The following is a 15,465-nucleotide window of genomic DNA, read 5'->3' on the forward strand; positions in this document are numbered from 1 at the left end:
GCTCGCCCGTGCCCGGCCCCGCCGCGTCCGCACCCTCCGACTCCCCTGCCGCACGCCCGAACAGGAACCCGATGACGGATACCCAGGACCTGCCCACCGACTGGTCCGCAGCCAAACGTGCCCTGCTCAGCCAGCGGCTGCGCGGGGCCGCGGCCCCCGCCCGGGTGGTGGACCCCCGCCCGGCGGACACCGCACCGCCGCTCTCCAGCGGTCAGGAGCGGCTCTGGTTCATGGACCAGTTCGCGCCCGGATCCACCGCCTACACGCTGGCGCCGGCCCGCCGGCTCCGCGGCCCCTTCGACCGCGCCGCGCTGGACGCCGCGCTGACCGATCTGGTGGCCCGGCACGAGAGCCTGCGGATGACCTTCCGCACCACCGAGGCCGGTACCGCCGAGGTCCGGGTCGCCGAGCCCTCGCTCTTCGCCGCCCGGCATCTGGACGCCAGTGCGGACGCGGACCCGGAGGCGCGCGCCGCCGCCGAACTCGGCGCGCTGATCGCCGAACCCTTCGACCTCCAGACCGGCCCGCTGCTGCGCGCCCTGGTGGTCCGGATCGCCGAGGACGACCACGTGCTCGCCCTGGTGATGCACCACATCATCTGCGACGGCTGGTCGATCGACCTGCTCAACCGTGAGCTCGACCTCCGCTACGCCCACCACGCCCACGGAGCATCGGGGGAACTCCCCTCCCTCCCCGTCCAGTTCGGTGACTACGCGGCCTGGCAGCGGGACCGGCTGGCGAACGGGCAGCTCGCCACCTCGCGCGAGCACTGGCGCGTCGCGCTCGAGGGCGTACCGGCCCTGGAACTGCCCTCCGACCGGCCCCGCCCACCGCTGTTCACCTTCGACGGGGCCGCGACCGAGTTCCGCTGGAGCGCCGAACTGTCCCGCCGGATCGGCGAGGTGGCGCAGGCCCACGGTGCCTCCACGTACATGGTGCTGATGGCCTCGTTCCAGGCACTGCTGGGCCGGCACGCCGGCCAGCGCGACTTCGCCGTCGGTTCCGCCGTCGCCGGCCGTCTCCATCGTGAACTCGAAGGCGTGGTGGGTGCGTTCGTCAACATGCTGCCGATCCGCGCCCGGCTCTGCCCCGACCTCGACTTCGGCCGGCTGATCAGCCGGGTCCGCGAGACCACGCTCGACGCGTACGCGCACCAGGAGGTGCCGTTCGAGCAGATCGTCAACGATCTCGCGGTGGACCGCGACGTCAGCCGCGCCGCCGTCTTCCAGACCACCTTCGCCTTCCAGAACTACGGCGACCGTGCCGCCACCCCCACCGCGGGCCTGGACTTCGAGGGCTTCGGCTACGAAGCCACCACCACCCACACCGATCTCGCCCTCTACATGCGCGAGGAGCCGGACGGCGGTCTCTACGGTCTGCTCACCTACCGCACCGACCTCTTCGACGCCGGCACCGTCGAGCGCCTCGCCGAGCGGTTCGAGCTGCTGACCGCGGCCGGCGTGGCCGACCCCTCGCTGCCGGTCGACCGGCTCCCGCTGCTCGGCGCCGCCGAGCGGACGGCCGTACTGGAGACCTGGGCCGTCGGTCCCGCACTGCCGGACGGCGGTCCCGCCACCCTCACCCGGGCGCTGGCCGAGACGGCGGCCCGGACGCCCGAGGCCCCGGCGCTGGTGTTCGAGGACCGCACGCTGACCTACGGCGACCTCGACCGCCGCGCCAACGCCATGGCCCGGCGGCTGAGGGCGCTGGGCGTGGGCGCGGACGACCGGGTGGCCGTCTGCCTGGAGCAGTCCGCCGGGCTGGCGGTCGCCCTGGTCGCCGTCCTCAAGGCCGGCGGCGGCTACCTGCCGCTCGACCCCGAGCAGCCCCCCGCCCGGCTCGCCCACCTGGTCGCCGACGCGGGAGCCAGGGTCCTGATCACCGACGCCGTGCTGCGGCCCCGGTTCGGCGACCACCCGGCGGTCGACCTGCTGACCGGCGAGGGTGGTACCGAGAACGCGGCGGAGTGGGACGGGGCTCCGCTGGAAGAGGTCTCCGGCGCCGGCCACCTGGCGTACGTGATCTACACCTCGGGCTCCACCGGCACGCCCAAGGGCGTCGCGGTGCAGCACCGCCAGGTCCTCAACTACCTCGCGGGCGCGGGCGATCGGCTGCGGATCGAGCCCGGTTCCTCCTTCGGGCTGCTGCAGTCGCTCTCCTTCGACTTCAGCATCACCATGCTCTACCTGGCGCTCACGACCGGTGGCCGGGTACACCTGCTGCCGCGCCGGATCGCGGGCGTGGAACTGGCCGCCGAGATCGAGCGGGCCGGCATCGACTACCTGAAGATGACGCCCTCCCACCTGTCCGCGCTGACCGCCGACGCACCTCTCGAGCAGCTGCTGCCCCGCCGGGCGCTGGTCCTCGGCGGCGAGGCCAGCGGCTGGTCCTGGGCGGCGGGCATCGCCGCGCTGGGCCGGTGCGCGGTGTTCAACCACTACGGGCCGACCGAGGCGACGGTCGGAATCACCGTCCACGAGGTCACCACCGAGGGACTGGACGCGCCGGGCAGCACCCCGATCGGCGGCCCGCTGGCCGGCGCGCGCTGCTACGTACTGGACGAGGACCGCAACCCCGTCCCGCCGGGCGTCACCGGGGAGTTGTACCTGGGCGGGGACCGGCTGGCCCGTGGCTACCTGGGGCGACCGGACCTGACCGCCGAGCGGTTCCTGCCCGACCCGTACGCCGACCCGCACTCCCACCCGTACGCCGATCGGGGTGCCCCGGGGACCGGCGGCCCGCGGATGTACCGCACCGGCGACCTGGCACGCTGGCGCGCCGACGGGGCGCTGGAGTACCTCGGCCGCGGCGACGACCAGATCAAGGTCCGCGGCTACCGGGTCGAGCCCGGCGAGATCGAGGCGGCGCTGACCGCCCTGCCCGGCATCACCCAGGCGGTGGTCCTGGCCCGCGGCGAGGGCGTCAAGCAGAACCTCGTCGCCTACCTGGAGCGCCCCGCCGGCGGCGAACCGCCCACCGCCGCCGAACTGCGCGCCGCCCTGGGCGAGGTCCTGCCGGACTACATGGTCCCGGCCCGCTACGTGGTGCTGGAGCGGCTGCCGCTGCTCGCCCACGGCAAGGTCGACCGCAAGGCGCTGCCCGAGCCCGTGGACGGCCCGGCCGCCGGGTCCCACGTCGCCCCTGAGGGCGGAACCGAGCAGGTGATCGCCGCCCTGTGGGCGGATCTCCTGGACCTCCCCCGCGTCGGCGCGCTGGACGACTTCTTCGAGCTCGGCGGCCACTCCCTGCTCGCCACCCAGCTGGTCGCCCGGATGCGGCGTGCCTTCCCCGACCTGGCCACGCCGGTCGGCGTGATGGACCTCTTCAAGCATCCGACGGTCCGCCGGCTCGCCGGACTGGTCGCCACCCCCGAGGCCGACCGGGGCCCGCGCCGGCTGCTGCACCAACTCACCCCCGAACGCCGCGAGGTGGCCGCCAGTGTGGTCTGCGCCCCCTACGGCGGCGGCAGCGCACTGATCTACAAGCCGCTCGCCGACGCCATGCCGGCGGACTGGGCCCTGCACTCCATCGCCGTCCCCGGCCACGAGCTGGGCGAGGAGGCGCTGGACGTCGACGAGGTCGCCCGGCTCTGCGCCGAGGAGATCGTCGCCAACGTCGCCGGACCGCTGGTGCTCTACGGGCACTGCGGGGTCGGCGTCCGGCTGACCGTGGAGATCGCCCGGCGGGTGGAGGCGGCCGGCCGGGAGATCGACGCCGTCCACCTCGGCGGCATCTTCCCGTTCGCCCGCCCGAAGGGCCGGGGCGCCGCGCTGGCCGAGCGCTTCGCCGAGCTGTCCGCCCGTCTGCGCAGCGATCAGGGCATGATCAACGCCCTGGCCGCGGCCGGCCTGGACGTGGACGAGGTCGACGAGGACCAGCTGCGGCTGATCGTCCACAACCGCCGGGTCGGCACCAAGGGCGCGGAGCGCTACTTCGGCGAGCTGTACGAGAGCGAGGGCGGCACCCTCGCGGCGCCGGTGATCGCCGTCTGCGGCGACCGGGATCCGGCGACCGAGTTCTACGAGGAGCGGTTCCGCGAGTGGCACCGGATCGCCGGGACCGCCGCCGTGGTGGTCCTCGACGAGGCCGGGCACTTCTACCTCAAGTACCGCGCCGGGGAGTTGGCCGACATCCTGACCGGGGTGCACCGCTCGATCGCCGCCGGCGAGGAGGCGCGCCACGAACGCACCGCCGACGCAACCTGGTGGCTGGCGGGCCTGTCCCGCGACGCCGCCGGGACGGAACCGGGGCTGGACATCGGAGACGATCCCGGGGCGGAACCCGGCCGGCCGGGGAAGCCGGAGCGGTCCGGGGCGCCGGAGCGGTCCGGGACACCGGGCAAGCCGAAGTCCCGGAAGGCCCGAGGGCGCCGCCCCGTCCGCCCGACCATGCGCCGCTTCCTGGCCATCGCCACCGGCCAGCAGCTCTCGATGATCGGCTCGGCGCTCACCGAGTTCGCCCTGCCGATCTGGATGTACCTGCAGACGGGATCGCTGTTCCAACTCGGCCTGCTCGCCGCCTTCGGCCTCGTGCCCGGCATCGTGGTCGCCCCGCTGGCCGGCGCCATCGTCGACCGCGGCGACCGCCGCCGGGTGATGCTGTGCGGAGACGTCGCGGCCGGCCTGACCCAGGCGGCCCTCCTGGCCCTCCACCTCAGTGGCTCCCTGGAGATCTGGCACTGCTACGTGATGATCTCCCTGCTCTCCGCCGCGCTCGCCTTCCAGCGCGTCGCCTGGGGGTCGGCGGTACCGCAGCTGGTGCCCAAGCGCTTCCTCGGCCGCGCCAACGGCGTGGTCCAAATGGCGCTCGGACTCGCCCAGTTCCTCGTTCCGCTGATCGCGGTCGGCATCCTGAACGTGATCGGCCTCGGCGGCATCCTGGCCTTCGACGTCGCCAGCTATCTGATCGCCACCGGCGTCACCCTGGCGGTGCGCTTCCCCGACGTGATGGCCGCCACCCGCCGCGAGAGCGTCGGCACCGAGATCCGCGCCGGTTTCCAACGGGCCCTGGGCAGCCGTCACTTCAGGGCCATGCTGTTCTGGTTCGCGGTGCTGAACATCTTCCTCTCGCCGCTCTTCCTGCTCGTGACCCCGCTGGTGCTCTCCTTCTCCTCGACCGCCGCGGCCGGCTGGGTCTCCACCGCGGCCGGCCTGGGCGCCGTCCTCGGCGGTCTGACCCTGCTGGTCTGGGGAGGTCCGCGCCGGATGCGCCTGCGCGGCGTCCTGTTCGCCACCCTCGGTCTCGCCGCCGCCTGCGTCGTCACCGGCCTGCGGCCCTCGGTGACCGTGGTCGCCGCCGGCGCGTTCGGCATGACCTACGGGCTGGCGCTGCTCAACGGCATCTACGCCACGGTCATCCAGACCAAGGTGCCGATGCGCTTCCACGGCCGGGTGATCGCGGTGAACACCATGGTCGCCTGGTCCACCCTGCCGATCGGCTTCGCCCTGGTCGCCCCGGCCGGCCCCGAACTGCTCCAGCCCCTGATGGACGAGGGCGGCGCGCTGGCCTCCAGCGTCGGCGCGCTGATCGGCACCGGCGACGGACGCGGCATCGGCCTGCTCTACCTGGTGTTCGGCCTCGCCATGGCCGCACTGGTCCTCATCAGCCTCTGCATTCCCGTCCTGGCCCGGTTCGACCGGGAAGTCCCGGACGCCGAGTCCGACGACCTGATCGGCCTGGAGACCCTGCGGGCCCGCGCGAAGAGCGAGACGAACACATGACCACCTCCCCCGCCCCGATCGCCCGCCATCCGCTGACCGACGAGCAGCGCCGCCTCTGGTTCCTCCAGCAACTGAACCCTCAGGACTCCGGGTTCAACATGTACCTGAACCGGCGCTGGAGCGGTCCGATCGACCCGCGGGCGCTGAGCGCGGCGCTCACCCGGCTCACCGCGCGGCACGAGGTCCTGCGCACCCGGTTCGCCCTGGACGGCGAGCAGCCCGTCCAACTCGTGGAGCCCGTCCGGGATATCGAGCTCACCCTGGTCCCGATACCGGACGCCGCGGAGGAGGCTTTCACCGCGGCCTGCGCGCCCTTCGCCAACGCCCCCTTCGACCTGGCCGAACGCCCGCCGCTGCGGGCCGTCCTGGTCAGCGCCGGCGAGCACGAGCACGCCCTGAGCGTGGTGGTCCACCACATCGTCTCCGACGGCTGGTCGTTCACCGTGCTCTGGCGCGAACTGCTCGCGCTGTACCGCGAGGAGATCGGCGAGGGACCGGCCGATCTGCCCGAACTCAAGCTCCAGTACGGGGACTTCGCGCGTGCCGAGCGGACCAGGCTGGACGGCGGCGCGGCCGAGGAGGCGGTCCGGCACTGGAGCGGACGCCTGGCCGGCGTGGGCGCCCTGCGGATGCCGCTGGACCGCCCCAGGCCCGCCGAGCCCACCCACCGGGCCGGCTTCGCCGACCTCGCCCTCGACCCCGATCTCGTCGCCGGACTCGACGCCCTGGCCCGCGAGCAGCGCTGCACCCCGTTCATGGTGCTGCTCGCCGCCTACCAGTGCGTGCTGGCCCGGTGGAGCGGTACCTACGACTTCGCCGTGGGCACCCCGCTGGCCGGCCGCAACGAGACCGCGCACGAGGCCCTGCTCGGCTACTTCTCCCGCACCGGGGTGATCCGCGCGGACCTCACCGGCGAGCCCGACTTCCGTACGGTGCTGCGGCGGGTGCGCTCCGCCACGATGGCCGCGCTGAGCCATCAGGACGTCCCGGTCGAGCGGGTGGCCGCCGAACTGGGGCTGCCCGTGCTGCCCGGCGCAGGACCGCTCCACCAGGCGGTGTTCGTCCACCAGAGCCAGTACGAGCTTGCCGGCACGGACGAGCGTGCCTCGCTGCCCGCGGGCGTCCGGACGGCGAGCATGGACTCCGGTTTCGACCGGGCCAAGACCGATCTGCTGCTGGACAGTTGGCGCACCCCGGACGGCGGGATGACGCTCTCGTTCTGCTTCGACCGGGAGCTCTTCGAGCGCGCCACGGTCGAGGCCCTGGCGCGCCGGATCCGCGATCTGCTGGCCCGTGCCGTCGTGGACGTGGAGATCCCGCTGCACGGTGACTGGCTGCTGACCTCCGAGGAGCGCGCCGCGCTGCTCGCCCTCGGCGCCGGACTCGCCGCCCCCGAGGACGCCCGGTCGATCCTGCACGGCTTCGCCGGCCAGGTCGCTGTCCGCCCCGACGCACCCGCTCTCGAATGCGCGGGCCGCGTCCTCACGTACGCCGAACTGGACCGGGCATCGGATGAGTTGGCCGGCCGGCTGGGCCCGGTGGCCGGCCGTGCGGTGGGCGTACGGATCGATCCGTCCTTCACGCTGGTCACCGCCCTGCTGGCGATCTGGAAGGCCGGCGCCGGCTACCTGCCGCTCGATCCCGCGCACCCGGCGGAGCGCCAACGGCTGATGCTCGGCGAGGCGGACGCCGCGCTGGTGCTCACCGGAGGCGAGCAGCTGGACCTCGGTGTCCCGGTGCTGTCCGTGGGCGATCCGGACGCCGGGGGCGGCCGGACCGGGGCCGAGCAGACCGGGGCCGGGCAGACCGGGACCGGCCGGACCGTGACCGGGCAGGCCATCGCCGCGCGCGTCGAGTCCGGGAGCGCGGGGCCCGTGGAGGCCGTGCTGCCCGGGACCGACCCGGGCGGTCTCGCGTACGTCCTCTACACCTCGGGCTCCACCGGCACCCCCAAGGGCGTCGCCGTCGAGCACGCCGCTCTGGCCGAGCGCGTCCGCTGGATGGCCGGCCCGGAGGGCTACCGGCTCCGGCCGGGCGACCGGATCGTCCAGTTCGCCTCCCTCGGCTTCGACACCCACGCCGAGGAGATCTGGCCCGCCCTCACCGCGGGCGCCTGTGTCGTCCTGCTGCCCGGCGGCGGCCGGATGCTGCCCGATCTGCTGCGCGGCGAGGCCGGGCGGTCCGTCACCGTGCTCGACCTGCCCACCGCGTACTGGCAGGAGCTGGTGTCCCTCGGAGACCGGGCGCCGTGGCCGCCGGCGCTGCGCCTGGTGATCCTCGGCGGTTCCGAGGCGCGCGCCGACACCCTCGCCCGGTGGCGGGAGCGGCACGGCGACACCGTCCGGGTGGTCAACACCTACGGCCCCACCGAGGCCACCGTGATCGTCACCGCGGGCGAGCTCGCGGGCGGCCTCGCCGGCGGTCTCGGTGACAATGACGGTCTCGGTGGCGGTCCCGGCGACCGCCTCGGCAGCGGGCCCGCCGCCGGAGAGCGCCCGCCGCTCGGCCGCCCGCTGCCCGGGGTGCGGCTCTACGTCCTGGACGAGCGCGGCGGCCTGCTGCCCGCCGGATCCGAGGGCGCGCTGTACATCGGCGGCACCGGCCTCGCGCGCGGCTACCTGACGCGGCCCGCCCTGACCGCGGAGTCCTTCCTCCCGGATCCGTTCACCGACGCCCCGGACGGCCGGATGTACCGCACCGGCGACCGCGCCCGGTGGCGCACCGACGGGCAGTTGGAGTTCCTCGGCCGCGCCGACGACCAGGTGAAGATCCGCGGCTACCGGATCGAGCCCGCCGAGATCGAGGCCGCCCTCACCGCCCACCCGGCCGTCGGCCGGGCCGCCGTACTGGTCCGCGACGGGCGCCGGCTGATCGCCTACGCCGTCCTGCGACCGGCCGCGGTCCCGCAGTCGGCCTCCATCCCGCAACCGCCCCCGGGGCAGCAGTCCGCGGCCGCGCCGGAGGCGGGCGAACTGCGCGAGCACCTGGCGCTCCGGCTGCCGGCCTACATGGTCCCGGACGCCGTGGTGCTGCTCGACACCCTCCCGCTCACCGTCAACGGCAAGCTCGATACCACCGCTCTGCCCGACCCGGAGCCGGCGGGCGCGGCCGCCGGGTACCTGGCGCCCCGTACCGATGCCGAGGCGCTGGTGGTCGACCTCTGGCAGGAGGTGCTCGGCGTGGCGAAGGTCGGCGTACTGGACGACTTCCTCGCCCTCGGCGGGGATTCGCTCCTGGTCACCCGGGTCGCCGCCCGCATCCGGGCCGGCGTCGGCCTCGACGTGTCGATCCGCGACGTCTTCGAGAGCCCCACCCCGGCGGCGCTGGCGGCCCGGATCGAGGCACTGCTGGTCGCGGAGATCGACGCCCTCAGCGAGGAGGAGGCCGCCGAACGCCTGGAGTGACCCCACCTGCCCGCGCCACGGGCCTCCCGCCCTCTCGCCGAACCCCGCAGGATCCCGCCGGATCCCGCCGCATCCCACCGACTTCCACCGGAGAACGCCATCGCCACCACCGAGACCCCCGCCGCGACGACCGTCCCCGAGCTCCTCGACGCGCGGGCCGCCGAACACCCCGACCACGTGGCACTGCAGGTCGTCGGCGGAGGGGATCTCACCTACCGCCGTTGGCGCGAGGAGGCGCTGCGCGCCGCCGTCGGGCTGGTCGCCGCCGGGGTCGAACCGCACGACCGGGTGGTGCTGCGGTTCTCCAACGCGCGCTGGGAGCGGTACGCCGTCGGCTTCCTCGCCGTCCAGTACGCGGGCGGGGTGCCCGTCCCGGTCCGCGAGGACCTGTCCGAGACGGATGCCACCGCCCTGGCGGCGCTGGCCGAAGCCGGCACGGTCCTGCGGGACGGTGAACCGGGTGGACCGGTCGAACCGGACGGACCCGGTCGACTGCCCGCCGTACCAGGGCTGGTGGACCTGCGTCTGGACGCCCTGCTGGCGGCGCACCCCGAGCCGCCGGCCGGCCCGCCGCACCGGGTCGGCCCGGCCGACCCGGCCCAGGTGATCGGCACCTCCGGCACCACCGGCGCGCCCAAGGGCGTGCTCGCCGCGCACGCCAACCTGACGGCCGGCCTGACCGCCCACCCCCGCCGCCGCGCCTACGCGCACTCGCGGTACGCCCTGCACGCCTTCCCCATCGGGACCAACGCGGCCCAGGTGATGCTGTTGAGCGCACTGACCGCCGCGCCCACCACGCTCAGCCTGCCGCGCTTCGACGCGGACCTGTTCGGCACGGCGGTCGAGAAGTACGGGATCGGCACCGCCTTCCTGGTGCCCTCGATGGCGATCGAACTCGTCAACGCGGGCACCGCCGGGCGGTACGACCTGAGCAGTCTGCGCCTGGTCAACTCCTCCGCCGCCGCCCTGCCCGTACCGGTGGCGGCCGCGCTGGCCGCGGCGCTGCCGGGCGCGACGCTGGTCAACACGTACACCTCCGCCGAGGCCTCGCCCGCGCAGGTCTCCACCGTGGTCGACACCCGGCGCCCCGGCTCGCTGGGCCGCCCGGCGGACCCCCGTGACCTGCGGATCCTCGACGCGGACGGGCTGCCGCTGCCCGCCGGTCAGGCCGGTGAGGTCTGGCTGCGCCAGCCCGGACCGCCGCGCGGCTACCTGGGCGCCGCCGGGCAGGGCGCCCGGGTGTTCCGGGACGGCTGGGTGCGGATGGGCGATGTCGGACGCCTCGACCCGGACGGCTACCTGTACCTGGTCGACCGGGAGAGCGACGTCATCAAGAGCGGTGCCCTGAAGGTCTCCACGCTGCGGATCGAGGAGGTGCTGCACGAGTACCCCGCGGTCGCCGACGCCGCCGCGCTCGGCCTGCCGCACCCCGTGATGGGCGCCGTCCCGGTGGCGGTCGTCGTGGCCGGGCCCGACGGCGTGGACCTGGACGAGCTCCGGCTGTTCCTGAGCGCCCGGTTGAGCCGGCCCGAACTGCCGGTCCGGATCCTGCTCTCCGCCGACCTGCCGAGGAACCCGAGCGGCAAGGTGGTCAAGCACCGGCTCCGCCCGCTGTTCGACGCACCCGCGGAGCCCACCGGCCCCGCGGTCGCCCCGACGACCCCGAACGAACTGCGGCTGGCCGCACTCTGGCGACGCCTGCTCGGCCGACCGGTCACCGACGTGGCCTCCGAGTTCTTCGAGCTCGGCGGCGACTCCTTCCGGGCGGTCCAGCTCGCCACCGGCATCAGCGGCGAGTTCGGGGTCCGGGCGAGCACCGCCCTGGTCTTCGAGCGGCCCTCGCTGCGATCCCAGGCGGCTTGGCTGGACCACCCCGACCGCCGGCCGACGGCTGCCGACGGAGCACCGGCCGGACCGGAGACCGGGACGGCTGTGGGGACGGAGTCCGTGACGCCGTACCTGGCGGCGCTCCGTGCGCAGCCGCACGCCATCGCACTCACCTCCCAGCAGGAGAACTTCTTCCGCTGGATGGCCGAGGCCCCCGGGCGGGACGCCGGCGCGGTGACGGCGCTGTTCCGGGTGGCCGACCGGCTGGAACCGGAGACGCTGGGCCGGGCGCTCACCGAGGCGGTCCGGCGCCATCCGGCCCTGCGGACCCGGTTCGAGGCGGCGGGGGAAGGAATCGTACGGGCGGTGCTGGACGAGGAGCCCCGGGTGCGGATCACCCTCACTCGGGCCCCGGGGGCCACGGACGCGGAGGTGGACGCCCTGCTGCTGGCCGAGCGCGACCGTCTCACCGACCTGGCCCGTGACCCGATGGCACGGCTCCTGGTGGTCAGCCGGTCGGAGACCGACCACGTGGTGCTGGTCGCGATGCACCACATGGTCTCCGACGGCTGGTCGGTCGGTGTGCTGCTGGCCGACCTCGGGGTGTTCTACTCCGCGCTGCGCCGGGGCCGTTCGGCCCCGCCGGCCCGATCGGGCCCGGGCTACGCGGAGTTGGTGGACTGGGCGAACGCGCACTGGCCGGGCTCCCGGGCCCACTTCGGGACCGCGCTGGCCGGGGCGCCGGAGGCGGTCGAGCAGTTCGCGGGCCGCCGCGAGGTGGACGAAGTACTCACCCAGGCACACGAGTTCGCGGTTCCGCCAGCACTGGCCGGAGCCCTGCGGACCCGGGCGGCCGAACTCGGCGCCACCCCCTTCCTGGCCGTCACGGCGGCCTGGACCGGACTGCTGGCGAGCCGCAGCGGCCGTCCCGACCTGGTGGTGATGACCCCGGTCCCCGGCCGCCCGCGCCCGGACGCCGAGCGGACGGTGGGCTGCTTCGTCCAGTCGCTGCTGCTGCGGGTGGACGCGAGCGGGGGACCCGGCTTCGCCGAAATGGTGGACCGCTTGCGGAGGGTCTACAGCGAGGCCCTGGACCACCAGCTGTACCCGTTCGCCGAGTTCAGCCCGTCCGTACCCTTCGCAGCATGGCTCCGCTACGAGGCCTGGGCCGCGCCCGCCCAACTGCCCGGCCTGGCCTGCGAGCCCTGGGAACTCCCCCGCGGAAGCACCGTGCCCTGGCCGCTGCCGGGCGGCGACCGGGGCGTACCGGAACTGACCGTGGTCGAACAGCCGGACGGCAGCCTCCGCTGCTGGCTCCAGTACAACGCCCTGGCCTTCGACCTCCCGGTCATCACCGAACTGGCCGCGGAGTTCACCGCCACCCTGACCGCCGCCTGCGGGTAACCCCCGCCCGGCCTCCAGCCGGACGGGCCGCCGCCGGCGAGCCTCGCGCACGACCGTCGCTCGACCGCCCACAGCGAATCTTCGACGTGCTCCTGCCCGGCCACCACCGACCTTCCCCGCCCCAGGTCCCGACCCCTCCGCGTGACAACTGCCCCATACCGCCGATGAATCGCCTCCACAACTGCCGCTCCGGGCGTCCGGCGCACGAGATCGTTGTGGCGGCCCACAACCACCCCCGTGAGGAGATTCCGTGCTCGAAGGCTTTGGCGAAGCGCTCGCGGACCGGGAGTACTACCTGCCGCTGACCAGCGTGGCCGACCCCGGTCCGCGCTTCGTTCCCGGTGAGGTGCCGCCGGGAGTGCGCGGGGTCGACCAGGGCATCTGGACGGCCTGGGCGGGTGCGCGGACCGGGCTCGCCGGGCAGGGCTGGAAGATCCACGTGTCGGCGCGGCTGGACCGGGCGCAGCACGTGCTCGACGCGGTCGCCGGGGTCTGCTTCTCCGAGGGCGTGCCGTTCAAGCACCTGAGTGCCCGGCTCTTCTTCCTGTTCCTCCACCACAAGCACGCCGGGCGGGCCCAGGCGGGCAAGTTCTGTGCCGTCTACCCGCCGGACGAGGCGACCGCGCGCCGGCTGCTGGAACGCCTGCGCGACGCGCTCGACGGGGAGGAGGGGCCGTACGTCCTCACCGACCGGCGCTTTCGCGACTCGCGGACGGTCCACTACCGGTACGGCTCCTTCGGCGCCCGCAGCCGGCTGCGCGCCGACGGCACCCGGGAGGGCCTGGTCCGCGACGGCTCCGGCCGCGAGGTCGTGGACCTGCGGCTGCCGGCCTTCCACCTGCCGGCGGGGATCGCGGACCCCTTCGTCGAGCAGGAGGAGCAGCCGCACGCGGGCCCGATCCTGATCCGCGACTACGAGGTGACCCGTGCGGTGCGCCTGAGCAACGCCGGCGGCACGTACCAGGCCCGGGACCGGCGGACCGGCCGCACCGTCTTCGTCAAGGAGGCCCGTGCCCACAACGGCCTGGTCTTCGACGGGACCGACGCGCAGCAGCGGCTGCGGCACGAGTACCGCGTCCTGCGCGAACTGCACGCGGCCGCGCCCGGAGTGGGCCCGGAGCCGCTGGAGCACTTCACGGAGTGGGAGAACGACTTCCTCGTCACCGAGTACGTCGCCGGGCAGCCGCTGGTGGGCTGGCTGAGCCGGTCCTCCCCGCTGGCCCGCGCCGACCGCACGGCCGAGTCCGTGGCCGCGTACTACGAGGCGTGCCGGCACCTGCTGGCCGGGCTGGACGCCTCGCTCGAGCGGCTGCACGCCGCCGGCTACCGGTTCGGTGACCTCAGCCTGGGCAACGTCCTGGTCACGCCGACGGGCGGGGTCCGGCTGGTGGACTTCGAGGCGGCCTCGGCGCTGTCCGAGGCACCCTCCAGGATCGGCACCCCGGGGTTCACGCCACCGCCCGGCCTGCTCGGGGCCGGCACCGATCCGCTGCTGCAGGACCGGTACGGCATGTCGGCGGTCGCGTTCTCCTTCCTGGCGCCGTTCCAGGAGATCGCCGAACACGCGCCCGCCAACCTCGTACTGCTGCGCCGCGACCTTGCGGACGTGGCTCCGCCGCAGGACCTGTGGCAGCGGGCCACCGCCTTCCACCTGACGGAGAACCAGGCGCCGGACCAGGACCAGGACCAGGCACAGCACCAGGCACAGCACCAGGACGATCCTGACCGCTTCCCCTCCCCCGCCGAGCTGGACGCCGACCCCCGCGGCTGTCTCGCCCGGCTGGCCGACGAGGTGGTCGCGGGGCTGCTCGAGATGGCTGACGCCGACCGGCCTGAATGGGCCTTCCCGCCCTCGCCCGAGGCGTTCCGCACCAACAACGTGTGCCTGGCCTACGGCACGGCCGGCGTGGTGCACGCCCTGCACCGCGCCGGGGTGGCGGTGCCGGAGGAGATCGGCAAGCGGCTGCGCCGCGAGACGCTGGAGCAGCGCGACGCGCTGCCCCCCGGACTGCTCGTCGGCTCGGCCGGCATCGCCCGGGTACTGGCCGGCCTCGGCCTGCTGGACGAGGCCGTCGACCTGCTCCGGGACGCCGACGACCACGCGCTCACCGCCTCCTGCGGCACACTCGCCGGCGGCCGGGCCGGGGTCGGCCTGGCCTGGCTCGACGTGCACCGGCTGACCGGGGAGAGCAGCCACCTGGAGCGGGCCGTCGCCGCAGGAGAGGGCCTGCTGCGCACCCCCGACCTGTCGGCCGTCCTCGGCGAGCACGACGCCCGCGGCCTGCTGCACGGCCGCTCGGGGCTCGCCCTCTTCCTCCACCGCCTGGCCCGCGTCACCGGCGAGGCCCGCTACCTGGAGGCGGGCCGCCTGCTGCTCCACCAGGAGCTGGACCGGACCTTCCCGCTGGACGACGGCGCCCTGTCCATCTCCGACAACGCGCGGCTCACCCGTGCCATGCCGTACCTGGCCACGGGCGCGGCCGGTGTCGCGGCGGTGCTCACCCGCTACGCGGCCACCGCGCCGGACGAACGCTGCGCCGAGGCGCTGCCGAGGCTGGTCGCCGGCATCCGGGTCTCCTGCGCCACGAAGGAGGCGGGCCTCTACCGGGGGCTGGCCGGACTGACCTGGTTCCTGACCGGGCACGCCGAGCTCACCGGCACGGAGGCCGCCCGCGGGGACGCCGTACGCGCCGCGACCGGCCTGCTGAAGTACGCCGTCCCGTACCGGCGCGGCGTCCGCTTCCTCGGAGCGGGTTCGCAGCGGTTCACCGCCGACCTGTCCAGCGGCGGGGCCGGTGTCCTGCTGGCCCTCCACCGCCTGCTGTCCGGACCGCTCCTGACGGAGCCCCACCCCGCGCGCCCCCGGATCGTGGCATCCGGCTGACGGCACCGGGCGAACGCCCCCATGAACGCCTGGGCACGGCGATGAGCAACTCCGGGCCCAGGCATGCAGTGACCGACCGACACCACCCGCAAAGAGACAGGAGAGCAACTATGAGTCAGATCCTCGCGCTCCAGGAACTGGACACCGAGCCGGAAGCCGTCTACTTCCCCTGCTTCAGCGTCGCCTGGAGCATCAGCGACTACTTCCCCGAGCCCATGTAACCGGG

4 protein-coding genes are annotated in these 15,465 nt (G+C 74.5%); all 4 read left to right on the forward strand.

Annotation, left to right across the window (positions count from 1 at the left end):
* Positions 1-71: 71 nt before the first annotated feature.
* The 4 genes from ACWGDE_RS14340 (at position 72) to lanKC (ending at position 15,239) form a co-directional block, all read left to right on the forward strand.
* Positions 72-5,720: an amino acid adenylation domain-containing protein gene (locus ACWGDE_RS14340; RefSeq protein ID WP_453389286.1), complete on the forward strand. Its 5,649-nt coding sequence runs from the start codon at positions 72-74 to the stop codon at positions 5,718-5,720.
* Complete coding sequence (locus ACWGDE_RS14345) at positions 5,717-9,124, forward strand: amino acid adenylation domain-containing protein (RefSeq protein WP_453389287.1); 3,408 nt, start codon at positions 5,717-5,719, stop codon at positions 9,122-9,124. The genes ACWGDE_RS14340 and ACWGDE_RS14345 overlap by 4 nt, the downstream gene beginning before the upstream one ends.
* Positions 9,125-9,223: 99 nt before the next feature.
* Complete coding sequence (locus tag ACWGDE_RS14350) at positions 9,224-12,355, forward strand: AMP-binding protein (RefSeq protein WP_453389290.1); 3,132 nt, start codon at positions 9,224-9,226, stop codon at positions 12,353-12,355.
* 250 nt (positions 12,356-12,605) lie between these two features.
* Entirely contained in the window at positions 12,606-15,239 is a 2,634-nt protein-coding gene (gene lanKC, locus ACWGDE_RS14355; protein WP_453389288.1) for a class III lanthionine synthetase LanKC, read from the forward strand.
* The last annotated feature ends 226 nt before the right edge of the window (positions 15,240-15,465 follow it).

The organism is Streptomyces sp. NPDC054956 (assembly GCF_053609185.1).